22 protein-coding genes are annotated in these 21,519 nt (G+C 71.2%); 21 read left to right on the top strand and 1 reads right to left on the bottom strand.

Going from position 1 to position 21,519, the window contains the following annotated elements; all coding sequences use genetic code 11:
• The 9 genes from rho to VF825_RS01325 all read left to right on the top strand — a co-directional run.
• On the top strand, nucleotides 1–1,673 hold a 1,673-nt coding region (rho, locus tag VF825_RS01285), incomplete at its 5' end, for a transcription termination factor Rho (RefSeq protein WP_331109303.1).
• 99 nt (nucleotides 1,674–1,772) lie between these two features.
• Nucleotides 1,773–2,156, top strand: a complete 384-nt coding sequence (locus VF825_RS01290) for a response regulator transcription factor (protein WP_331109305.1) — start codon at nucleotides 1,773–1,775, stop codon at nucleotides 2,154–2,156.
• On the top strand, nucleotides 2,153–3,235 hold the full coding sequence (locus tag VF825_RS01295; protein ID WP_331109307.1) for a HEAT repeat domain-containing protein: 1,083 nt from the start codon (nucleotides 2,153–2,155) through the stop codon (nucleotides 3,233–3,235). The genes VF825_RS01290 and VF825_RS01295 overlap by 4 nt, the downstream gene beginning before the upstream one ends.
• Nucleotides 3,232–4,695: a glycosyltransferase family 2 protein gene (locus tag VF825_RS01300; protein ID WP_331109309.1), complete on the top strand. Its 1,464-nt coding sequence runs from the start codon at nucleotides 3,232–3,234 to the stop codon at nucleotides 4,693–4,695. The genes VF825_RS01295 and VF825_RS01300 overlap by 4 nt, the downstream gene beginning before the upstream one ends.
• Before the next feature lie 14 nt (nucleotides 4,696–4,709).
• Nucleotides 4,710–6,773 (top strand): ATP-binding protein, encoded by a 2,064-nt coding sequence (locus tag VF825_RS01305; protein ID WP_331109311.1) that lies wholly within the window; start codon nucleotides 4,710–4,712, stop codon nucleotides 6,771–6,773.
• A 138-nt stretch (nucleotides 6,774–6,911) separates the two neighbouring features.
• Nucleotides 6,912–7,127 carry a 50S ribosomal protein L31 gene (gene rpmE, locus VF825_RS01310; RefSeq protein ID WP_141789140.1) on the top strand — a complete coding sequence of 72 codons (216 nt, stop codon included), beginning with the start codon at nucleotides 6,912–6,914 and terminating at the stop codon, nucleotides 7,125–7,127.
• An 88-nt stretch (nucleotides 7,128–7,215) separates the two neighbouring features.
• The gene (gene prfA / locus VF825_RS01315; protein ID WP_331109316.1) at nucleotides 7,216–8,304 is read left to right on the top strand and encodes a peptide chain release factor 1; all 1,089 of its coding nucleotides are present in this window, start codon (nucleotides 7,216–7,218) and stop codon (nucleotides 8,302–8,304) included.
• Nucleotides 8,301–9,164, top strand: a complete 864-nt coding sequence (gene prmC, locus VF825_RS01320; protein WP_331109318.1) for a peptide chain release factor N(5)-glutamine methyltransferase — start codon at nucleotides 8,301–8,303, stop codon at nucleotides 9,162–9,164. The genes prfA and prmC overlap by 4 nt, the downstream gene beginning before the upstream one ends.
• A complete protein-coding gene (locus VF825_RS01325; RefSeq protein ID WP_331109320.1) occupies nucleotides 9,161–9,808 on the top strand; it encodes an L-threonylcarbamoyladenylate synthase in 648 nt (215 codons plus the stop codon). Before prmC ends, VF825_RS01325 begins: the two co-directional genes overlap by 4 nt.
• Before the next feature lie 15 nt (nucleotides 9,809–9,823).
• Here VF825_RS01325 and VF825_RS01330 read toward each other — a convergent pair whose 3' ends face one another.
• Nucleotides 9,824–10,663: a polysaccharide deacetylase family protein gene (locus VF825_RS01330; RefSeq protein ID WP_331109322.1), complete on the bottom strand. Its 840-nt coding sequence runs from the start codon at nucleotides 10,661–10,663 to the stop codon at nucleotides 9,824–9,826.
• A gap of 187 nt (nucleotides 10,664–10,850) precedes the next feature.
• On the opposite strand from VF825_RS01330, the gene VF825_RS01335 reads away from it, so the two are divergent.
• The 12 genes from VF825_RS01335 to atpD all read left to right on the top strand — a co-directional run.
• Nucleotides 10,851–11,675, top strand: coding sequence for a DUF72 domain-containing protein (locus tag VF825_RS01335; RefSeq protein WP_331109324.1), 825 nt, complete (start codon nucleotides 10,851–10,853; stop codon nucleotides 11,673–11,675).
• Nucleotides 11,676–11,778: 103 nt separating this feature from the next.
• Entirely contained in the window at nucleotides 11,779–13,062 is a 1,284-nt protein-coding gene (glyA, locus tag VF825_RS01340) for a serine hydroxymethyltransferase (protein ID WP_331109326.1), read from the top strand.
• Nucleotides 13,063–13,095: 33 nt separating this feature from the next.
• Nucleotides 13,096–14,199: an MraY family glycosyltransferase gene (locus tag VF825_RS01345; RefSeq protein ID WP_331109328.1), complete on the top strand. Its 1,104-nt coding sequence runs from the start codon at nucleotides 13,096–13,098 to the stop codon at nucleotides 14,197–14,199.
• Nucleotides 14,200–14,314: 115 nt separating this feature from the next.
• Nucleotides 14,315–14,764 (top strand): hypothetical protein, encoded by a 450-nt coding sequence (locus VF825_RS01350; protein ID WP_331109330.1) that lies wholly within the window; start codon nucleotides 14,315–14,317, stop codon nucleotides 14,762–14,764.
• 23 nt (nucleotides 14,765–14,787) lie between these two features.
• Nucleotides 14,788–15,039: an AtpZ/AtpI family protein gene (locus VF825_RS01355; protein WP_331109332.1), complete on the top strand. Its 252-nt coding sequence runs from the start codon at nucleotides 14,788–14,790 to the stop codon at nucleotides 15,037–15,039.
• 109 nt (nucleotides 15,040–15,148) lie between these two features.
• Nucleotides 15,149–15,955 carry a F0F1 ATP synthase subunit A gene (gene atpB / locus VF825_RS01360; RefSeq protein WP_331109334.1) on the top strand — a complete coding sequence of 269 codons (807 nt, stop codon included), beginning with the start codon at nucleotides 15,149–15,151 and terminating at the stop codon, nucleotides 15,953–15,955.
• A 110-nt stretch (nucleotides 15,956–16,065) separates the two neighbouring features.
• Nucleotides 16,066–16,275 (top strand): ATP synthase F0 subunit C, encoded by a 210-nt coding sequence (gene atpE / locus VF825_RS01365; RefSeq protein ID WP_331109336.1) that lies wholly within the window; start codon nucleotides 16,066–16,068, stop codon nucleotides 16,273–16,275.
• A 52-nt stretch (nucleotides 16,276–16,327) separates the two neighbouring features.
• Nucleotides 16,328–16,936: a F0F1 ATP synthase subunit B gene (locus VF825_RS01370; protein ID WP_331109338.1), complete on the top strand. Its 609-nt coding sequence runs from the start codon at nucleotides 16,328–16,330 to the stop codon at nucleotides 16,934–16,936.
• Complete coding sequence (locus tag VF825_RS01375) at nucleotides 16,936–17,748, top strand: F0F1 ATP synthase subunit delta (RefSeq protein WP_331109341.1); 813 nt, start codon at nucleotides 16,936–16,938, stop codon at nucleotides 17,746–17,748. The genes VF825_RS01370 and VF825_RS01375 overlap by 1 nt, the downstream gene beginning before the upstream one ends.
• 97 nt (nucleotides 17,749–17,845) lie before the next feature.
• On the top strand, nucleotides 17,846–19,486 hold the full coding sequence (gene atpA, locus VF825_RS01380; RefSeq protein ID WP_331109343.1) for a F0F1 ATP synthase subunit alpha: 1,641 nt from the start codon (nucleotides 17,846–17,848) through the stop codon (nucleotides 19,484–19,486).
• A gap of 103 nt (nucleotides 19,487–19,589) precedes the next feature.
• On the top strand, nucleotides 19,590–20,489 hold the full coding sequence (locus VF825_RS01385; RefSeq protein WP_331109345.1) for a F0F1 ATP synthase subunit gamma: 900 nt from the start codon (nucleotides 19,590–19,592) through the stop codon (nucleotides 20,487–20,489).
• Between the two features lie 15 nt (nucleotides 20,490–20,504).
• Nucleotides 20,505–21,519 (top strand): F0F1 ATP synthase subunit beta (gene atpD, locus VF825_RS01390; RefSeq protein ID WP_331109347.1); only part of this gene is annotated, 1,015 nt, incomplete at its 3' end.

Genomic DNA, 21,519 nt, shown 5'->3' on the forward strand with positions numbered 1-21,519 from the left:
ACGTCGACGAGGTAGATGCGCACGAACGCGCCTATGTCCGCGAAGACCAGCAGATACGCGATCTGCGTGGCCGCGCCGAGCGCACCGCCGAGCGCGACGACGCCCGGGGCGAGGACCGCTCCGCCGACCGCGGTGCCGACAACCGTGGCGAGCGCCAGGAGCGGGGCGACACCCGCGGTGAGCGCACCGACCGCAACAACCGCACCGACAACCGCGACAACCGCGGCGACCGGGCCGAGCGGGGCAACGAGGGTCGGGGCGAGCGCCAGGAGCGCACCGACCGCAACGACCGCAACGACACCCGCGGCGAGCGCGTCGACCACACCGAGCGCAACGACCGCACCGACCGCGCCGGCGAGGGCCGCACCAACGACGGTCGTCGCAGCGGCGGCAACGACTTCGACGACGACGAGCGCGGCGGCCGCCGCCGGGGTCGTCAGCGCTACCGCGACCGCAAGCGTCGTGGCGGCGGTCGTGAGAACGACTTCCAGGACAGCCCCGAGATGGTGACCGACGAGGACGTGCTCGTCCCGGTCGCGGGCATCCTCGACGTCCTCGACAACTACGCGTTCGTGCGCACCAGCGGCTACCTGCCCGGCCCGAACGACGTCTACGTCCCGCTGGGCATGGTCAAGAAGAACGGCCTGCGCAAGGGTGACGCCGTCACCGGTGCCGTCAAGGCGCTGCGCGAGGGCGAGCAGCCCGGCAACTCGCGGCAGAAGTTCAACGCCCTGGTCCGCCTCGACACGGTCAACGGGATGACCCCCGAGCAGGCGCGCGCCCGCGTCGAGTTCGGCAAGCTCACCCCGCTCTACCCCCAGGAGCGCCTGCGCCTGGAGACCGAGCCGGGCATGCTGACCACGCGGCTCATCGACCTCGTCGCGCCGATCGGCAAGGGCCAGCGCGGCCTCATCGTCAGCCCGCCCAAGGCCGGCAAGACGATGGTGCTGCAGGCCATCGCCAACGCGATCACGACCAACAACCCCGAGGCGCACCTCATGATCGTCCTGGTGGACGAGCGCCCCGAGGAGGTCACGGACATGCAGCGCACGGTCAAGGGTGAGGTCATCGCCTCCACCTTCGACCGTCCCGCCGAGGACCACACCACGGTCGCCGAGCTGGCGATCGAGCGTGCCAAGCGCCTCGTCGAGATGGGCCACGACGTCGTCGTGCTGCTCGACTCGATCACCCGCCTCGGCCGCGCCTACAACCTCGCCGCCCCGGCGAGCGGCCGGATCCTGTCCGGTGGTGTGGACTCCAGCGCGCTGTACCCGCCGAAGCGCTTCTTCGGTGCCGCCCGCAACATCGAGAACGGTGGCTCGCTCACCATCCTCGCGACCGCGCTCGTCGAGACCGGTTCGAAGATGGACGAGGTCATCTTCGAGGAGTTCAAGGGCACCGGGAACATGGAGCTGCGTCTGTCGCGCCAGCTCGCCGACCGGCGCATCTTCCCGGCCGTGGACGTCAACCCCTCGGGCACGCGCCGCGAGGAGATCCTCATGTCGGCCGAGGAGCTCAAGATCGTCTGGAAGCTGCGCCGGGTGCTGTCCGCGCTCGACTCCCAGCAGGGCATCGAGCTGCTCATCGACCGCCTGAAGAAGACGCGCAGCAACGTCGAGTTCCTCATGCAGGTCCAGAAGACGTCCTCGATCCAGGGCGACGACGACAACTGAGGTAACTGAACGCCCAATTCGGAGCCTGATCGGGAGAAATCCCGGTCAGGCTCCGATATTTTTGTCCCGCTGACGGGCGAGCAGGGGAGCGGTGAGGACATGTCGTCGGACGTGCGCGTGCTGGTGGCCGATGACGACAGGGACATCCGTGACCTCGTCGTCTTCAAGCTGAGCCAGGCCGGGTATGCCGTGGAGGCCGTCAGCGACGGCGCCGCCGCCCTCGCCGCGATCCAGGACAACCCCCCGGACCTGGCCGTCCTCGACGTGATGATGCCCGGCCTGTCCGGCATCGACGTGCTGCGCAAGGTCCGCCAGGACCCGGGCACGTCCGACCTCGCGGTCATCCTGCTCACCGCCAAGTCCCGTGACGCCGACGTCGACGCCGGCTTCGCCACGGGCGCCAACGACTACGTCATCAAGCCCTTCAGCCCTCGCGAGCTCCTCCACCGGGTCAACGTCGTGCTGGCCCGGGTCAAGGCGTGATCACCCAGGGCCTGTTGATCGGCGTCAGCGTCGTGGTCGCCCTGACAGCGCTCGGGCTGACCGTGCTCGTCGTCGCGGCCAAGCTGGCCCGGACCCGGCGGGAGCGGGTCATGGAGGCGGCGCTGGCGCCGCACCGGATGTCGCTGCTCGTCCTCGGGTCTGGGGAGGACGACGACGGTGCGGCCATGGCCCACCTGCTGGCGGTCGACCCGCAGGCCTGGCGCACCGTCGGTCCGGCGGTGACCGCGATGCTGGCCAAGGTGCGGGGTGAGCCGGTCGAGGACCTCGTCCTCGTGCTGCGCGAGCACGGCGACATCGACCGGGCGCTGTCCGAGCTGCGGGCGCGCTCGGTGGTCACCCGCGCCCGGGCCGCCTACCTGCTGGGCCTGGTCCGGGACCGGTCGCACGTGCCCCACCTGCTGCCCCTGCTGCGGGACCGGTCGGCCGAGGTTCGCCTGGTCGCGGTCCGCGCCCTCGGCGCCATCGGGGACCCGGTCGCCGCCGGGGACGTGCTGCGCGCCCTGCACAGCGTGCGCGGGCACGTCGGGGTCCCGGCCTTCCTCGCCGCGGAGGCCCTGCTGGCCATGGGCACCGGGGGAGCGGCCGCCCTGCGTGAGGGCCTCGACAGCGACGACCCGACCGTGCGCAACGCCGCGGCGCTCGTCGCCGGACGTGGCACCTTCGTCTCCACCGCGCCACGGCTGCGCGAGCTCGTCGACGCCGACCCCGACCCCGAGGTGCGCGCGACGGCCTCGGCAGCCCTCGGCTTCGTGGGGGGAGGCGACGACGTGGCGACCCTGGCGCGGCATACCGCCGGGGGTGAGCCGGTCGAGCTGCGGCGCACCTGCGCTGCGGCCCTCGGGGAGGTCGGGCACCCCCTGGCCGCGGACGCGCTGGCGGGGCTGCTCGCCGACCCCGACCGCCGCCTCGCCCAGATCGCCGCCGACGCGCTCGTCCAGCTCGGCCCGAGCGGTATCACGCGACTCACCGGCGTGCCGGAGGGCACCCCGGCCGCCACCGCGGCCCGAGGGGCGCTGCAGCTGGCACGGCTGCGCTCGGGAGAGCGGGCGCTGGCGTGAACCTCGACGCCCTCCTGGAGTCGACCCGCGGGGTCGTGACCTGGCTGCTGCACGCCTTCGAGGTGCCGGTCCTCGTCTACTTCCTCGTCATCAACACCTCCTACCTGCTGCTGATCCTCATGGCCGCCGGCGGGTTCGTCGCCCACCTGCGTCGGCTCGAGCACGCCGGGCGCGAGGAGACCGTGTCGAGCCAGCTCGCGCCGGGGGTGTCCCTGCTCGTCCCGGCCTACAACGAGGCGGCCGGCATCGTGCCGGCGGTGCAGGCGATGCTCGCGCTGCGCTACCCGCGGCACGAGATCGTCGTCATCGACGACGGCAGCACCGACGACACCTTCGAACGGCTTCGGGAGGCCTTCGACCTCGTCCGGGTCGACCGGGAGCTGCCGCAGGACGTGCCGGTCAGGGCCCGCGTCCTCGACGTCTGGGTGCCCGGGGACGGGCGCACCCGGCTCGTGGCCGTCCGCAAGGAGAACTCCGGCAAGACGGACGCCCTCAACGTCGGCATCAACGCTGCCTCCGAGCCGCTGGTGGCCATGGTCGACGCCGACTCGCTGCTGGACCCCGACGCCCTGCTGACCGTGGCCAAGCCCTTCGCCGACGACCCGATCCGCACCGTCGCCACCGGCGGCGTGGTGCGGGCCGCCAACGGCTGCACCGTCGTGGCCGGGCGCATCGTCGACATCCGCACCCCCCGGCAGTGGCTGCCCCGGGTCCAGATCGTGGAGTACCTCCGGGCGTTCCTGCTCGGGCGCACCGGCTGGTCGCGGCTGGGTGCGCTGATCCTCATCAGTGGCGCCTTCGGGCTGTTCCGTCGCGACGTGCTGGTTGAGGTGCAGGGCCTCGACACGGGCAGCATCGGCGAGGACTTCGAGCTCGTCATGCGGATCCACCGCTACATGCGACGCACCAAGCGGGACTACCGCGTGGAGTTCGTCTCCGAGCCGGTCTCCTGGACCGAGGTGCCCGCGAGCCTCAAGGTGCTGCGTTCCCAGCGTCGCCGCTGGCACCGAGGGCTGTGGGAGGTGCTGTGGAAGTACCGCGGCATGGTGCTCAACCCGCGCTACGGCCGGATCGGCATGGTCGCCCTGCCGTGGTACTGGGTCTTCGAGCTGCTGGCGCCGGCCCTGGAGCTCGCCGGCGTCGTCCTGGTGCCGCTCGGCCTGGCCCTCGGCCTGGTCAACCTCCGGTTCGCCCTGCTGTTCGTGCTCGTCGCCTACGGCTACGCGATCGTGGTCACCCTGGCCGCGATGGCCGTGGAGGAGCTGTCGTTCCACAAGTACCCCCGCTGGCGAGACCTCGGCGCCACGCTCCTGGCGTCGGTGGCCGAGAACCTCGGCTACCGCCAGCTGACCGCGTGGTGGCGGGTCGAGGGCTGGTGGGCCGGCCTGCGCCGGGGCACGCACGTGTGGGGCACCATGACGCGTCAGGGTTTTGCCGGGGCGGACGGCGGGGTGGAGTGAACAGCCGCCGGCCGGTGGCCCAGCGCCTGCGGATGCTGGTGGCCATCCTGTGCGGGCTGATGCTCGTCATCGCCGGCGTGGCCTTCGCGGGCCTGCAGCAGGAGAACGGCTACGTCGACCGGCTCACCCTGTCCATCGGCCCGGCCCTGACCTCGAACGCCGATGCGCTGCAGGCGATGACCGACGCCGAGAGCGGCCTGCGCGGCTACGCCTCCAGCCGCGACCTGCGGTTCCTCGAGCCCTACTGGGGCGCCCACGACCGGGCGGTGGCCGACATCGCCATGGTGCGCCACTCGCTGCAGCTCGACCGGGCGCGCGGGGACGAGGAGCACAACCTGCTCGCCCTGGTCGACCAGGAGGCGTTGGCCCTGGAGGAGTGGTGGGCCTATGCCGACGAGGCACGCCTGCGCGCCCAGCAGGGCAAGGGCATCGACCTCTCCCATGGCAAGGACCTCTTCGACGCCTTCCGCGTCCCCAACGGGCAGATCAGCGACCAGGTCTCCAGCGAGTCGATCGTCCTGCGCGCCAGTGCCCGGGCCCAGCTGACGCGCAACACGGTGGTGCTCGCCCTGATCACCGCCCTGGCGCTGGCCGTTGGGCTGCTCCTGGGCAACCGGGTGTCGCGTTCGGTGACCCGGCCCCTGCGGAACCTGCGCAGCGTGGTCCGGCGCCAGCGCGCCGGCGACCACGAGGCGCGGGCGCGGGAGGACCAGGGCGCGATGGAGGTGCGCGAGCTGGCGGCCGACTTCAACGCCCTCATCGCCCAGAACGTCAGCCTGAGCCTGGCCCAGGCCGAGGCGCTGCTCATGCACGAGCTCACCCGCGAGGCGGCCCGCATCGTGCGGGCGGCGCCGTCGGCGGACAAGGCCATCGAGGCCACCTGCGCGGCCCTCGGCAAAGGTCTGGCCGTGGACCGGGTGCTCTTCCACATCATCGACACCGACCGGGTGGTCCGGCATGGGCGCCAGTGGCACCGCTCGGGGCTGGCGGACCTGCCCGACCTGCCCGAGGAGCTGCTGCGTCACGAGGTGGAGCTGGCGCAGGAGATGTGGGGGTCGGCCACAGCCTCGGCGCTGGCGGACTTCCTCGACCCGCGGGTCCAGGAGGCCGAACGGGCCCAGATGTTCAGCCGGGCGACCGGTGCCCGTGCGGTGATCCTGGCCCCCGTCGGCCTGGGTGAGCGGGTGCTGGGCGTGATCGCCCTGATGATGCTCGACGGCCCGCGCCACTGGTCCGCGCCCGAGGTCAACGCCGTCCAGCAGTCGGCCACCTTCGTGGCCCGCTCGATCGTCCAGGGCGAGTACGACGCCCACCAGGCCGAGCACGTGGAGCGCCTCGAGCGCCTCGACCAGCAGAAGACCGACTTCATGGCGACGGTCAGCCACGAGCTGCGCACCCCACTGACCTCGATCGCCGGCTACCTCGAGCTGCTGCGTGACGGCGACGTGGGCGACCTGTCCGCGCAGCAGGCCTCGATGCTCAGCATCATCGAGCGCAACACCGTGCGGCTGCGCGGCCTGATCGAGGACCTGCTGGTGCTCAACCGGATCGAGTCGACGGGGCTGCGCGCGGTGGTCCGCCCGGTGGAGGTCGCCGACCTCGTCAAGCACGTGGGCGACTCGCTGGCCCCGATGGCCGACGCCGCGGGGGTCACCTTGCGGATCGGGCCGGTGCCGGAGGATGCGGTGATCTCCGCGGACAGCGCCCAGGTCGACCGCGCACTCGTCAACGTGGTCTCCAACGCGGTCAAGTTCACCCGCTCCGGCGGGACGGTCACCGTGTCCGTCGAGCTGCCAGGGGCCGGCGAGGACTCCGAGGACGCGACCCGCGTCGTGCGGATCCGCTGCCGGGACAACGGGATCGGCATCCCCGCAGCCGACCTCGAACGACTCTTCGTCCGCTTCTTCCGGGCCAGCAACGCCACGTCCCAGGCGATCCCGGGCACGGGCCTGGGCCTGGCCATCGTCAAGACCATCGTCGAGGGGCACGAGGGCACCCTGACGCTGAGCTCCACCGAGGGCGAGGGCACCGAGGTGGTCATCGAGCTGCCGCTCGCCAGGCTGCCCGAGCCGGTCTGAGCCCCGGGAATGTCCCCGGCCCGGCGGGCGTTTTCGGCATACGTGCCTGATCTGGCACACTGATGTGTTGGCTGCCGGTTCACGCCTGCCCACCCGAGGGCAGCGACCCGGTGAGCCCCCCTATCTCGAGGAGACACGTTGAAGAAGGACCTGCACCCCACCTACGTCGAGACCACGGTGACCTGCACCTGTGGCGCGACGTTCCAGACCCGCAGCACTGCCACCAACGGCCAGATCCACGCCGACGTGTGCTCGCAGTGCCACCCGTTCTACACGGGCAAGCAGAAGCTGCTCGACACCGGTGGTCGTGTGGCCCGCTTCGAGGCCCGCTACGGCAAGAAGGCCGCCAAGTAGCTCTCCCGCACGCCGGCCCCCTGACCTGTCGAGGTCAGGGGGCCGGCGTCGCTTTTTCCCGCCACGCCCCACCCTGGAGTAGCCACCGATGCTGGAGTCCGCCGCCGCGCTCGTGCAGGAGCACGCCGACCTCGAGCGGCAGCTCGCTGACCCCTCGGTGCACGCCGACCAGGACCTGGTCCGCAAGCTCAACAAGCGGTATGCCGCGCTGGCGCCGACCGTGGCCGCCTACCACGCGTGGCACGCAGCCCGCGACGACGTGGCGGCCGCCCGCGAGCTGGCGGCCGAGGACGAGGCCTTCCGCGCCGAGCTGCCCTCCCTGCAGGAGGTCGAGAGGGCCGCCGAGGACAAGCTGCGCCGGCTGCTCGTCCCGCGCGACCCCGACGACGACCGCGACGTCATCCTCGAGGTGAAGGCGGGCGAGGGTGGTGAGGAGTCCGCGCTGTTCGCCGGCGACCTGGTGCGCATGTACCTGCGCTACGCCGAGCGCCGCGGGTGGAAGGCCGAGGTCATCGACGCCACCGAGTCCGACCTCGGCGGCTACAAGGACATCCGCATCGCGGTGAAGGCCAAGGGCACCCCCGAGCCGGGCGACGCGCCGTGGGCCCGGCTGAAGTACGAAGGCGGCGTCCACCGCGTGCAGCGGGTGCCCGTGACCGAGTCGCAGGGGCGCATCCACACCTCCGCGGCAGGGGTCCTCGTGATGCCCGAGGCCGACGAGGTCGAGGTGACCATCGACCCGAACGACCTCAAGGTCGACGTCTACCGCTCCTCGGGCCCGGGTGGGCAGAGCGTCAACACCACCGACTCGGCGGTGCGGATCACCCACCTCCCGACGGGCGTGGTCGTGTCCTGCCAGAACGAGAAGTCCCAGCTGCAGAACAAGGAGTCGGCGATGCGCGTGCTGCGCGCCCGCCTGCACCAGCTCGCGCAGGACGCCGCCGACGAGGCCGCCTCCGCGGCACGACGGTCCCAGATCCGCACGGTGGACCGCTCCGAGCGGATCCGGACCTACAACTTCCCGGAGAACCGCATCTCCGACCACCGCACCGGCTACAAGGCCTACAACCTGGACACCGTCCTCGACGGGGACCTGGACCCGATGGTGCAGTCGGCCGTGGACGCCGACGAGGCCGCCCGGATGGCTGCCGTGGCCGGGGGCACGGCCGGCGCGTGACCCGCGACCTGCGCGCCGCGGTCCGCGAGGCGTCCCGCCGGCTGGACGAGGCGGGGGTCGGCAGCGCCGACGTCGACGCCGTCGCGCTCGCGGCCCTCGCCCTGGGGACCACCCCGGCCGAGGTGCAGCGCCTCATGGTGCTCGGAGCCCCGGAACCCGAGGGCCTGGCCGACCTGGTCGAGGAGCGGGCCCGGCGGGTGCCGCTGCAGCACCTCACCGGCCGGGCCGGGTTCCGCCGCCTGGAGCTGTCCGTCGGGCCGGGGGTGTTCGTGCCGCGGCCCGAGACGGAGGTGGTCGCCGGGCTGGCGATCCAGGCGTGTGAGGGTCTCGACGTCCCCGTCGTGGTGGACCTGTGCACCGGGTCGGGGGCCATCGCGCTCAGCGTCAAGGACGAGGTCCCGGCGGCACGGGTGCACGCGGTCGAGCTGTCCGGGCTGGCCGTGGCCTGGGCCTCGCGCAACCGGGACGACCTCGGGCTGGACGTCGACCTGCGCGAGGGCGATGCGACCAGCGCGTTCCCCGAGCTCGAGGAGGCGGTCGACGTGGTGGTGAGCAACCCGCCGTACATCCCGGTCGGCGCGGTGCCGCTCGACCCGGAGGTGCGCGACCACGACCCCGAGCTCGCGCTCTACGGCGGCAGCGCCGACGGCCTGGCCATCCCGCTCGCCGTGGCCGCCCGGGCCGCCGTGCTGCTGCGCGACGGGGGAGTGCTGGTCATGGAGCACGCCGACGTGCAGGGCGAGAGCCTGCCCGCCGCGCTGCGGGCCGCCGGCTGCTGGGCCGACGTGCACGACGAGCACGACCTCACCGGGCGGCCCCGTGCGACGGTGGCCGTGCGCGCCCCTAGGCTCGCCCCATGAGTCCCGTCTACGACTGCACCACCGAGGACGGCCGCGCCACGGGCGTCGCGGAGGCCGCCGAGGCCGTCCGCCGTGGCGAGGTCGTCGTGCTGCCCACCGACACCGTCTACGGCGTGGGGGCCGACGCGTTCTCGCCTGATGCCGTGGCCGCGGTGCTGGCCGCCAAGGGCCGGGGCCGCGAGATGCCGCCGCCGGTCCTCGTGCCCAACCCGCGCACGCTCGACGGCCTGGCCACCTCGGTGCCGGCCTATGCCCGCGAGCTGGTCAAGGCGTTCTGGCCCGGCCCGCTCACGATCGTCCTGCTGGCCCAGTCCTCGCTCATGTGGGACCTGGGGGACACCAACGGCACCGTGGCGCTGCGCATGCCCGAGGACGACGTCGCCCTCGCGCTGCTGGACGCGGTGGGGCCGATGGCGGTCACCAGCGCCAACATCACCGGCCAGCCCGCGGCCACCTCGGTCACCGACGCGGCGGCCCAGCTCGGCGCGGCGGTCAGCGTCTACCTCGACGGTGGACCCACCTCGGGCAACGTCCCCTCGACCATCGTCGACTGCACCGGCGAGGTGCCGGTCGTGCTGCGTGAGGGCGGGGTCAGCGCCGACCAGCTGCGCGAGGTGCTCGGCGAGACGGAGCTGCGCGTCTAGCGGTGTCCTCGGCGGTCACCGGGCCGGGGCGGCGTTGCCGAACATGTCGACGAACCGGTAGCCGCGGGCGCGGTACCAGCGGATGACGGCGGGCAGCGCCGCGATCGTGTTGCCGCGGTAGGCGTGGACCTGGGACTCGGGCTCGTGGCTGGCCTTGCCGGCGTGCATGAGCACGATGGGGTGGTCACGGTCGGCGTAGCGCAGGTCCGTGGCGTTGGCCAGGATCGTGCGCTGGTACGCCGGGGAGAAGTGCCCGGGTGCGGCCCAGTCGCGGGAGTCCACGCTCCACATCACCGCAGACATGCCCAGGGACCTGGAGACGGCGAGCACGTTGTCGGTGTAGCCGCCCGGCGGTCGGAAGAAGCACGTCGGGTGCCCGGTGAGGGCCTGCTGCTGGTTGCGGGTGCGCGCCAGCTGGTCGCGCAGGTAGCTCCGGGACCAGCCGCCACGCACCTGGGTGGGGTAGTAGTGGTCCCACGTGTGGTCACCCAGCACCATGCCACTGGCGGCCAGCTCCCTGACCACGGCCGGGTACCGGGCATCATGCTGGCCGGTGTCGAAGAAGGTGGCCCGCACGTGGTACCGGTTCAGCACGGTCAGGATGGCGGCGGCGTCCCCGGAGGCCCCGTCGTCGAAGGTCAGGGCGACCGTCTTGCCGGTGCCGGGTGCGCGGCGGACGAGCGATCCGGCCGGGACGGGACAACGCTGGGCTGTTCGGCTTGCCGCCGCGTGTGTCGTCGCCACGACCGCGCCGGACGTGGTCACGGCGGTCGCGTGGCCTGTGGGCAGGCCCGTGGGCAGGCCCAGGGGCAGGAACGTTGCTGCGACCATGACCGCGAGCACAAGGCGCCACATGACAGATCCCCTACATGTCCGTCTCGCTCCCGCGGCGAGCCCGAGACAGGATGACCGATGGGTGCATCCCGCGCAGGCGAATCGGGACAACTCACAGACGCGGGCGTGACCGGCCCGCGCACTCGGCCCGTGAGGGCCCACCACCCACGGTCGGCAGCGGGTGGCCGAGTGCGTCTAGCCTGCGGTCATGGGGAGAGTCCGGGTCGGGATCTCGGGGTGGCGCTACCCGGCGTGGCGCGGCACCTTCTACCCGCCGGGGCTGCCCCAGCGCGAGGAGCTGGCCTACGCCGCATCCCGGCTCACCTCGATCGAGGTCAACGGCTCCTTCTACTCCCTGCAGCGCCCCTCCAGCTACGCGACCTGGCGGGACGAGACCCCGGACGGCTTCGTCTTCGCGGTCAAGGGCGGCCGGTTCATCACCCACCTGAAGAAGCTCGCCGGGGTGGAGACCGCGCTGGCCAACTTCTTCGCCTCCGGGGTCCTGGCCCTCGGCCCCAAGCTCGGCCCCGTGCTGTGGCAGCTGCCGCCGACGCTGGGCTACGACCCTGACCGGCTGGCCGCGTTCTTCAACCAGCTGCCGCGCACCCAGGACGAGGCGGCCGCCCTGGCCCACGGCCACGACGACAAGCTGGCCGACGACCGGGTCCTGGCCACGCCGTCGCCCGGCTGCGGTCCCGCCCGGATCCGCCACGCCCTCGAGGTGCGGCACCACAGCTTCACCCACCCCGACGTGCCGGGGCTGTTGCGCCGCCATGACGTCGCGCTCGTGGTCGCCGACACCGCCGGGAGGTGGCCGCTGCTCGAGCACGTGACCTCCGACCTGGTCTACGTCCGCCTGCACGGCGACCAGGAGCTCTACACCAGCGGCTACACCCCCGAGGCGCTGCACCGGTGGGCCGCGAAGGTGCGCAGCTGGGCCGCCGCCGGGGCCGACGTCGTCGTCTACTTCGACAACGACGCCAAGGTCCGGGCGCCGGTGGACGCGCAGGCCCTGATCGCGCTGCTGGGCTGAGCCGGTCCGGCGCGGACACCGCCGTCGAGCGTGCAGCGGGACGCAATAGAGTGGCCGCGAGCAGACTGCCCTCGCCCACTCCCAGCCCGACCGGAGAGCACGCATGACCGCTGACCAGACCTTCTACGGCCCCGACTTCGGGGCGCTGCAGGCGCAGGACCCCGAGATCGCGGGCGTGCTGCTGTCCGAGCTGGACCGGGTCCGCAGCGGCCTGCAGCTCATCGCCAGCGAGAACCTCACCAGCCCGGCCGTCCTCGCGGCGCTCGGCTCGACGCTGACCAACAAGTACGCCGAGGGCTACCCGGGCCGGCGCTACTACGGTGGCTGCTCCGAGGTCGACAAGGCCGAGAGCATCGGCATCGAGCGGGCCAAGAAGCTCTTCGGCGCCGACCACGCCAACCTGCAGCCGCACTCGGGCGCCAGCGCCAACCAGGCGGTCTACGGCGCCTTCTGCCAGCCCGGCGACACCATTCTGGCCATGTCGCTGCCGCACGGCGGCCACCTGACCCACGGCACCAAGGTCTCCTTCAGCGGCAAGTGGTTCAACGCCGTGCACTACGGCGTCAACAAGGACACCGAGGACATCGACTACGACCAGGTGCGCGACCTGGCCCGCGAGCACAAGCCCAAGGTCATCATCGCCGGCGGTTCGGCCATCCCGCGCCTGATCGACTTCCAGTTCTTCCGCGAGGTGGCCGACGAGGTCGGCGCGATCTTCTGGGTCGACGCCGCGCACTTCATCGGCCTCGTCGCCGGTCAGGCCATCCCCAGCCCGGTGCCCTTCGCCGACGTGGTCACCTTCACCACGCACAAGGTCCTGCGCGGCCCCCGCGGCGGCGCGCTGGTGTGCAAGGAGGAGCACGCCGCCAAGCTCGACAAGGCCGTGTTCCCGATGATGCAGGGCGGTCCGCTGATGCACGCCATCGCGGCCAAGGCGGTCAACTTCGGCGAGTGCCTGCGCCCGGAGTACCAGACCTACGCCCGCCAGGTCATCGCCAACGCCCAGCAGCTCGCGGCCTCGCTGGGGGAGAAGGGCATCCGCCCGATCACCGGCGGCACCGACACCCACCTGTCGCTGCACGACCTCCAGGGCGTGGGCGTCACCGGCAAGGACGCCGAGGCGCGCTCCGACGCGGCCGGCATCGTCCTCAACAAGAACGCCATCCCCTTCGACCCGCAGCCGCCGAACACCGCCTCGGGCATCCGCGTCGGCACCCCGTCGGTCACCACCCAGGGCATGGGCACGCAGGAGATGAAGGTCATCGCCGACCTCATCCACCGCGCCGTCACCCAGACCGACGGCGACCCCGACCACCCGGTCGCCAAGGACGTGCGCGCGGAGGTGGGCGACCTCGTGAGCCGCTTCCCGGCATACGCTCGCGGGTAGAGCACCCACCTCCACAGCGAACGAGGCACCTGAGTGCGGGAGTACCTCCTGGTCTTCGTCGTGGCCGCGGCCATGACGTATGTCGCGACCCCCTTCGTGCGCTGGGTCGCGGTCGCGACGGGGGCCTTCACGCCCGTCCGCGACCGCGACGTGCATGCCACCCCGATCCCGCGGCTCGGGGGAGTGGCCATCCTCATCGGCTTCGGCTCGGCCTGGCTGGTGGCCAGCCAGCTGCCCTACCTCTCGCAGGTGTTCCCGACGGGGGAGCCGATGGGGATCCTGGCCGGGGCGGTGATCGTCTGCGCGGTCGGCGCGCTGGACGACATGCGCGAGCTGGACTGGATCACCAAGCTGGCCGGGCAGATGCTCGCCGCGGGGATCATGGCCTTCAAGGGCGTGCAGCTGCTGCAGCTGCCGCTGTTCGGGGTCACCATCCTGCCGACGCCGGTGCTGGTCGGGCTGACGATCGTCATCGTCATCATCTCGATCAACGCGGTGAACTTCATCGACGGCCTCGACGGCCTGGCCGCCGGCGTGGTCGGCATCGCGGCGCTGGCGTTCTTCGTCTACTCCTACCTGCTCTCGCGCAGCTACGACCCGCCGAACGTGTTCTCCTCGGCCACGTTCGTCACCGCCGCGCTGGTCGGCTGCTGCGCCGGCTTCCTGCCCCACAACTTCCACCCGGCGCGGCTGTTCATGGGTGACTCCGGGGCGCTGCTGCTCGGCCTGCTGCTGGCGGCGGCGACCATCTCGATGACCGGCAACGTCGACCCCTCCTCGGTCAGCAAGGACGAGGTGACCGCCGCGTTCCTGCCGATCCTGCTGCCGCTGGCGATCCTGTCGCTGCCCCTGCTGGACGTGCTGCTGGCGGTGGTCCGGCGGACGAGGGCCGGCATGCGGCCGTGGCACCCGGACGCCGGCCACCTGCACCACCGGATGCTCAAGATCGGGCACGGCCACCGCCGTGCGGTGCTCCTGCTCTACCTGTGGGCGGCCGTGGTCTCGCTCGGCGCGGTGTCCTTCGCCTTCCCAGGGGTGGACATCTGGGTGTCCCTGACCGTGATCCTCGCGGCCTGCCTGCTTGCGGTGATCCTCACAGTTGGCCTCCCCAGGTGGAGGCCCCACCAGCGCTTGTGATACCTTTCACAAGCACCTCAAAGAACCCTGTGAGCCCCGTCGAACAGGTCCCTGCGAGGCCGCACCGCCCGTCGCGAGACGCCGTCCAGACGCCCACGACCAGCCAAGGCCAGACATGACCGAGCACCCAGCCCCGGCACCCGCTGCACCCTTCGCCGCGATGCTGCGCGGCGCGTTGGTGCCGTCCCTGGTCGCCGCACCGCTCGTGGTCATCGCCCTCTGGGTCGCCCGCGGGGGCCGGGCCGGAGTGGCCGCCCTGCTGGCCGTCGTCGTGACCATCGCCTTCTTCGCCGGTGGCCTCGCGGTCATGAAGCGGGTGACCAACGCCAACCCGCTGTCGCTGCTCGCCGGAGCCCTCGCCGTCTACCTCGGCCAGGTCCTCTTCCTGGGCATCGTCATCATCAGCCTGTCCCGCGCGAGCTGGCTGGACGGCACGGCCTTCGGCATCGCCGCGCTCGCCGTCACCCTCGTCTGGCAGGTCGGCCAGGTCGTCGCTTTCGTGCGGATGCGCAAGAACGTGTACGACGCCCCCGCCTCCCCGGGTGCGCCGGAGACGGGGGAGTGACATGGTGAACCGAGGAGCAGTCCATGAGCGACGATCACCCGACCTCACCCGGTCCGAGCGGGCCGCCGGACCCCGATGCGGGACACCCTCGGCTGGAGGAGTCCGCCGCGTGGAGCGTCGTCTCGTACCTCATTGCCGGGCCGGTGCTCTTCGGCGGGATCGGCTGGTTGCTGGACCGCTGGCTGGGCACGGCGTTCCTGGTCGTCGTGGGGCTTCTGGTGGGGATGGCCACGTCGCTGTACCTCGTGTGGTTCAGGTACGGTACGTCGAAGTGACTTCCGTGGCGCGCACGAGCGCGCGCTGCGTGATGACCGGTGCTGTCGCAGCGGTCCCCCGGGGCGCCTCCGCCCCCCTGAATGGTTCGTCGCAATTCGAGGAGACCCTGTGAGCCTGAACGTGCTGGCCACGCTGAGCGGCCTGCCGGCCGAAGGCAGTGGATTCCAGTCGCCGACCCCGGCCGAGTTCTACCAGCCGCTGATCGGTGACGGCCCGTTCGCCATCACGCGCGCCGCGGTGGTCATCCTTCTGTCCGTCGGGCTCATCGGGTGGGTCCTCGTGGCCACCACGCGCCGCGCGGCTGTCGTCCCGAGCAAGTCCCAGTGGATGACGGAGAGCGTCTACAACCTCGTCCGCAACACCATCGCCCGCGACATCATCGGCAGCAAGGACTTCCTGCGGTTCGTGCCGCTGCTGTTCTCGATGTTCGTGCTCATCCTGGTCAACAACCTGTTCGGCGTCATCCCGCCGGTGCAGTTCCCGACCATGAGCCGGGTCGGCTTCCCGATCGCCCTGACGCTCGTCGTCTACGTGACCTACCACTACCTCGGCTTCCGCAAGCACGGCTTCGCCGGCTACTTCAAGTCGATGATCCCGGACGGCCTGCCCAAGGGGATCCTCCCGCTGATCGTGCCGCTGGAGCTGATGACCTACTTCATCACCCGGCCGCTGACGCTCGCGCTGCGACTCTTCGGCAACATGTTCGCCGGCCACATGCTCCTGCTGCTGTTCATCACCGGCGGCGAGTACATGCTCCTGCACGGCTCCTTCGGCCTGAGGATCGTCTCGGTCGGCTCCTTCGGCATGGCGTTCGTCATGACCATCTTCGAGGCCCTGATCGAGTTCCTGCAGGCGCTGATCTTCACCCTCCTCGCCGCGACCTACATCGCCGGCGCCCTGGCCGACGAGCACTGACCGTCGCCACCCACAGCTGCGTGACCCACAACTGAACACCTGACACACCACACAGACTTCCGGGCGGTGACGTGCCGCGCGGGACACCAAGAACGAAAGAGGAAGACATCGTGACCGGTAACATCGCGATCCTGGGCTACGGCCTCTCCGCCATCGGCCCCGGCGTCGGCATCGGCCTGATCTTCGCCGCCTACATCAACGGCGTCGCCCGTCAGCCCGAGGCTCGCGGCATGCTGCAGTCCATCGCCATCCTGGGCTTCGCGCTCGCCGAGGCGCTCGCCATCTTCGGTCTGGTTCTCGCCTTCGTCTTCAAGGGCTGACGTACCACCACCCGTAGCACCACTTTTGGCACCAAGGCACTAGGAGAACCCCGTGCAGCTTTTCGCCAGCACGTCGCACGTCGCGGCTTTGGCGACCGCTGGTGAGGCCGACAAGCTCCCGGTTCTGCCCCACTGGGGCGAGCTGATCTTCGGCCTCATCGCGATCGCCATCCTGTACGTCATCGTGCAGAAGAAGGTCGTGCCCAACCTCGAGAAGGCCTACGCCGACCGCACCGCCGCCATCGAGGGCGGCATGCACAAGGCGGAGGAGGCCCAGCAGGAGGCGCAGGCGGCGCTCGAGCAGTACAAGGCTCAGCTCGCCGAGGCCCGCGCCGAGGCCGCCCGCATCCGCGAGGAGGCGCGCGAGCAGGGCGCCGCGATCGTCGCGGAGATGCGCACCCAGGCCCAGACCGAGGCCGCGCGCATCACCGAGGCTGCGCACAAGCAGATCGAGGCCGAGCGCCAGCAGGCGTTCATCTCGCTGCGCAGCGAGGTCGGTCGGATCTCGACCGACCTGGCCAGCCGCATCGTCGGCGAGTCGCTGGAGGACGAGGTCCGTCAGAAGGGCATCGTCGACCGGTTCCTCGCCGAGCTCGAGTCCGGCTCGATCCGTCCCGAGGCCGTCTCCGCCGGCTCCGGCGAGCACGGGCAGGGCATCTGATGCGTGGCTCCTCGCGCGCTGCGTTCATCGCCGGGCACGACGCGCTCACCGCGGCGCTCGGGACCGGGGCCGACTGGTCGGCCCTGGCCGAGGACCTGTTCGGCATCAGCGGTGCTCTGGACTCCAGTGCCTCGCTCCGCCGGGCGCTGGCCGACCCCTCGCGTGAGGCCTCGGCCAAGCGCGAGCTGGTCGGCCGGCTCTTCGGCGGCAAGGTCGGCGACGCCGCCCTCTCGGTGCTCTCCGAGCTGGTGGCCCAGCGCTGGTCCGAGGAGCGTGACCTGACCGACGCCCTCGAGCTCCTGGCCGTCGAGACCGTCACCGCCTCCGCCGAGGCCGGTGGCCGGCTCGACGCGCTCGAGGACGAGCTGTTCCGCTTCGCCCGGGTCGTGGCCGGCACCGCCGAGCTGCGCGACGCGGTCGCCGACCGCAACGCCAGCCGCGGGGCGCAGGCCGACCTCGTGGGTCGGCTCCTGCAGGGCAAGGCGTCCGCCGAGTCCGTCCGCCTGGCCCGCCAGGCGGTGCTGGCCCCCCGTGGCCGCCGGTTCGACCGCACCATCGAGCTCTACCTCCAGGTCGCGGCCAAGCGTCGTGAGCAGCTCACCGCCACGGCCACCTCGGCCGTCGCGCTCGACGACGCCCAGCGTCGTCGGCTGGCCGAGGCGCTGACCGGCCTCTACAGCCGGCCGGTCCAGGTCAACGTCGTCGTCGACCCTGCGGTCATCGGCGGCATCCGCGTGCAGATCGGCGACGAGGTCGTCGACGGCACGATGCTGCGTCGTCTGGAAGCCGCGCGCCGGCTCCTGGCCGGCTGAGCGGCACACCTCGCCGGCAGCGCACGGCACCACCAGCACACCTTCACGCTTGTCAACACCGGTCCGAGAAGGACCGCACCAGAGGAGAGAGACACTGATGGCGGAGCTCACGATCCGTCCGGAGGAGATCCGGGACGCACTGGACAGCTATGTCCAGTCCTACGAGCCCGGCGCGGCCTCCCGCGAAGAGGTCGGCCGCGTCACCGACGCCGGTGACGGTATCGCTCACGTCGAGGGCCTGCCCTCGGCGATGACCAACGAGCTGCTGCAGTTCGAGGACGGCACGCTCGGCATCGCGCTGAACCTCGACGTGCACGAGATCGGTGTCGTCATCCTCGGTGACTTCTCCGGTATCGAGGAGGGCCAGGAGGTCAAGCGCACCGGCGAGGTCCTCTCGGTCCCCGTCGGCGACGACTTCCTCGGCCGCGTCGTCAACCCGCTCGGCCAGCCGATCGACGGCCTCGGCGAGATCAAGGGTGAGACCCGCCGCGCCCTGGAGCTCCAGGCCCCGACCGTGGTCCAGCGCAAGTCGGTCCACGAGCCGCTGCAGACCGGCCTCAAGGCCGTTGACGCCATGACCCCGATCGGCCGTGGCCAGCGTCAGCTGATCATCGGTGACCGTCAGACCGGCAAGACCGCGGTGGCGATCGACACGATCATCAACCAGAAGCAGAACTGGGAGTCCGGCGACCCGAGCCAGCAGGTCCGCTGCATCTACGTCGCCATCGGCCAGAAGGGCTCCACGATCGCTGCCGTCCGCGGCACGCTCGAGGAGGCCGGCGCGCTGGAGTACACCACCATCGTCGCGGCCCCGGCCTCCGACGCGGCAGGCTTCAAGTACCTCGCGCCCTACACCGGCTCGGCCATCGGCCAGCACTGGATGTACCAGGGCAAGCACGTCCTCATCGTCTTCGACGACCTGTCCAAGCAGGCCGAGGCCTACCGCGCCGTGTCGCTGCTGCTGCGCCGCCCGCCGGGCCGCGAGGCCTACCCGGGTGACGTGTTCTACCTGCACAGCCGCCTGCTCGAGCGTTGCGCCAAGCTCTCCGACGACCTCGGTGCGGGCTCGATGACCGGTCTGCCGATCATCGAGACCAAGGCGGGTGACGTGTCGGCCTACATCCCGACCAACGTCATCTCCATCACCGACGGCCAGATCTACCTCCAGGCCGACCTGTTCAACTCCAACGTCCGCCCGGCGATCGACGTGGGTGTCTCCGTCTCCCGTGTCGGTGGCGCCGCGCAGATCAAGGCGATGAAGGAGGTGGCCGGCCGCCTGAAGCTGGACCTCGCGCAGTTCCGTGCGATGGAGGCCTTCGCGATGTTCGCCTCCGACCTCGACCCGGCCTCCCGTGCGCAGCTGGCCAAGGGTGCGCGTCTGGTCGAGCTGCTCAAGCAGCGCCAGTCGGCCCCGTTCCCGATCGAGGAGCAGGTCGTCTCCATCTGGGCCGGCACCACGGGTCAGATCGACGACGTGGCCGTCACGGACGTGTCCCGCTTCGAGACCGAGTTCCTTGACTACCTGCGTCGCGAGAAGTCGGGCCTGCTCTCGGCCATCCGCGAGTCCAAGAAGTTCGAGGACGAGACCCGCTCGGGCCTCGAGGACGCCGTCAAGGCGTTCAAGGACCAGTTCCAGGCCACCGGCGCCGACGAGGTCCCGCTGGGCCACGAGCCGGAGGCCGGCGAGATCGGCGCCGACGAGGTCGAGCAGGAGCAGATCGTCAAGCAGAAGCACTGAGGTCGACCGCCGGGGACGCACCGCGTCCCCGGCGGCCACCTCGCCCGGCGAGCGATCGCCATACCGGAACTTCAGCAGCGAAACTTAGGAGAGGCGGAAAGCTATGGGAGCGCAGATGCGGGTCTACCGCCAGCGCATCCGGTCCGTCCAGGCGACCAAGAAGATCACGCGCGCGATGGAGCTCATCGCAGCCTCGCGCGTGGTGAAGGCCCAGCAGCGGGTCAAGGAATCCAGCCCGTATGCGCGGGCGCTCACCCGTGCGGTCTCGGCCGTCGCGACGTACTCCAACGTCGACCACCCGCTCACCACGGAGCACCCGACGGTGCGCCGCGCGGGCGTCGTGATCATCACCAGCGACCGCGGCCTGGCCGGCGCCTACTCCTCCTCCGTGCTGAAGGAGAGCGAGCGGCTCGCCGAGAAGCTGCGGAACGAGGGCAAGGAGGTCGTGCCCTACCTCGTCGGTCGCAAGGCCTCGGGCTTCTACAAGTTCCGTCGCCGCGAGTTCGCCGCCGAGTGGAGCGGCTTCTCCGACAGCCCGACCTTCGAGGCGGCCCGCGAGATCGGTGAGCGCATCGTCGCCGACTTCGTCCTCGGCCACGAGGAGGGCGGCCTGGACGAGGTCCACGTCGTGTTCACCCGCTTCGTCAACATGGTGACGCAGGAGCCCGAGGTCATCCGCCTCCTGCCGCTCGAGGTCGTCGAGGGCGAGGAGCCCCCGGCGCCGGACGACGTGCTCCCGCTCTACGAGTTCGAGCCGTCGGCCGAGCAGGTGCTCGACGCCCTGCTGCCGAAGTACGTCACCGCCCGTCTCTTCAACTGCCTGCTGCAGTCCGCGGCCTCCGAGCTCGCGGCGCGCCAGCGCGCGATGAAGTCCGCGACGGACAACGCGGAGGAGCTCATCCGCAAGTACACCCGGCTGGCCAACCAGGCCCGTCAGGCCGAGATCACCCAAGAGATCAGCGAGATCGTGGGCGGCGCCAGCGCCCTCGCGGACGCCAAGTAAGAAGGAAACCAGGAAATGACTGCGACTGTTACCGAAGGCACGGCCGGCTCCGTGGCCGGCGGCGTCGGCCGGATCTCCCGCATCATCGGCCCCGTCGTCGACGTGGAGTTCCCCGTTGGCGAGATGCCCGAGCAGTACAACCTGCTCACCACCACGGTGGAGCTCTCGGGCGAGAAGAAGAACATCAACCTCGAGGTCGCCCAGCACATCGGCGACAACATGGTCCGCGCCATCTCCCTGCAGCCGACCGACGGCCTGGTCCGCGGCTCCGCGGTGCAGGACACCGGCGGCCCGATCACCGTCCCCGTGGGCGACGTGACCCTGGGCAAGGTCTTCAACACCACCGGTGACTGCCTCAACCTCGAGCCCGGCCAGACCCTCGAGGTCAAGGACCGCTGGGGCATCCACCGCTCGGCGCCGGCCTTCGACCAGCTCGAGTCCAAGACGCAGATGTTCGAGACCGGCATCAAGGTCATCGACCTGCTCACCCCCTACGTGCAGGGTGGCAAGATCGGTCTGTTCGGTGGCGCCGGTGTCGGCAAGACCGTGCTGATCCAGGAGATGATCGCCCGTGTCGCCCGCGACCACGGTGGTGTCTCCGTCTTCGCCGGCGTCGGTGAGCGCACCCGTGAGGGCAACGACCTCATGGTCGAGATGGAGGAGGCCGGCGTCCTCGGCCAGACCGCCCTCGTCTTCGGCCAGATGGACGAGCCGCCGGGGACGCGTCTGCGTGTCGCTCTGTCGGCCCTCACGATGGCGGAGTACTTCCGCGACGTGCAGAAGCAGGACGTCCTCCTGTTCATCGACAACATCTTCCGGTTCACGCAGGCCGGGTCGGAGGTCTCCACGCTGCTCGGCCGCATGCCGAGCGCCGTCGGTTACCAGCCGACCCTCGCCGACGAGATGGGCGTCCTCCAGGAGCGGATCACCTCCACCCGCGGTCACTCGATCACCTCGCTGCAGGCGATCTACGTCCCGGCCGACGACTACACCGACCCGGCCCCGGCGACGACGTTCGCCCACCTCGACG

It is taken from the genome of Oryzihumus sp. (assembly GCF_036391795.1).
In the GTDB taxonomy this organism is placed as follows: Bacteria; Actinomycetota; Actinomycetes; order Actinomycetales; family Dermatophilaceae; genus Oryzihumus.

Bases quoted from the DNA above. Each gene is read 5' to 3' on its own strand.
- VF825_RS01290 (WP_331109305.1), top strand. From the start codon at position 1,773: ATGTCGTCGGACGTGCGCGTGCTGGTGGCCGATGACGACAGGGACATC.
- prfA (WP_331109316.1), top strand. From the start codon at position 7,216: ATGCTGGAGTCCGCCGCCGCGCTCGTGCAGGAGCACGCCGACCTCGAG.
- VF825_RS01325 (WP_331109320.1), top strand. From the start codon at position 9,161: ATGAGTCCCGTCTACGACTGCACCACCGAGGACGGCCGCGCCACGGGC.
- VF825_RS01330 (WP_331109322.1), bottom strand. From the start codon at position 10,663: ATGTGGCGCCTTGTGCTCGCGGTCATGGTCGCAGCAACGTTCCTGCCC.
- VF825_RS01335 (WP_331109324.1), top strand. From the start codon at position 10,851: ATGGGGAGAGTCCGGGTCGGGATCTCGGGGTGGCGCTACCCGGCGTGG.
- glyA (WP_331109326.1), top strand. From the start codon at position 11,779: ATGACCGCTGACCAGACCTTCTACGGCCCCGACTTCGGGGCGCTGCAG.
- VF825_RS01350 (WP_331109330.1), top strand. From the start codon at position 14,315: ATGACCGAGCACCCAGCCCCGGCACCCGCTGCACCCTTCGCCGCGATG.
- VF825_RS01355 (WP_331109332.1), top strand. From the start codon at position 14,788: ATGAGCGACGATCACCCGACCTCACCCGGTCCGAGCGGGCCGCCGGAC.
- VF825_RS01375 (WP_331109341.1), top strand. From the start codon at position 16,936: ATGCGTGGCTCCTCGCGCGCTGCGTTCATCGCCGGGCACGACGCGCTC.
- atpA (WP_331109343.1), top strand. From the start codon at position 17,846: ATGGCGGAGCTCACGATCCGTCCGGAGGAGATCCGGGACGCACTGGAC.
- VF825_RS01385 (WP_331109345.1), top strand. From the start codon at position 19,590: ATGGGAGCGCAGATGCGGGTCTACCGCCAGCGCATCCGGTCCGTCCAG.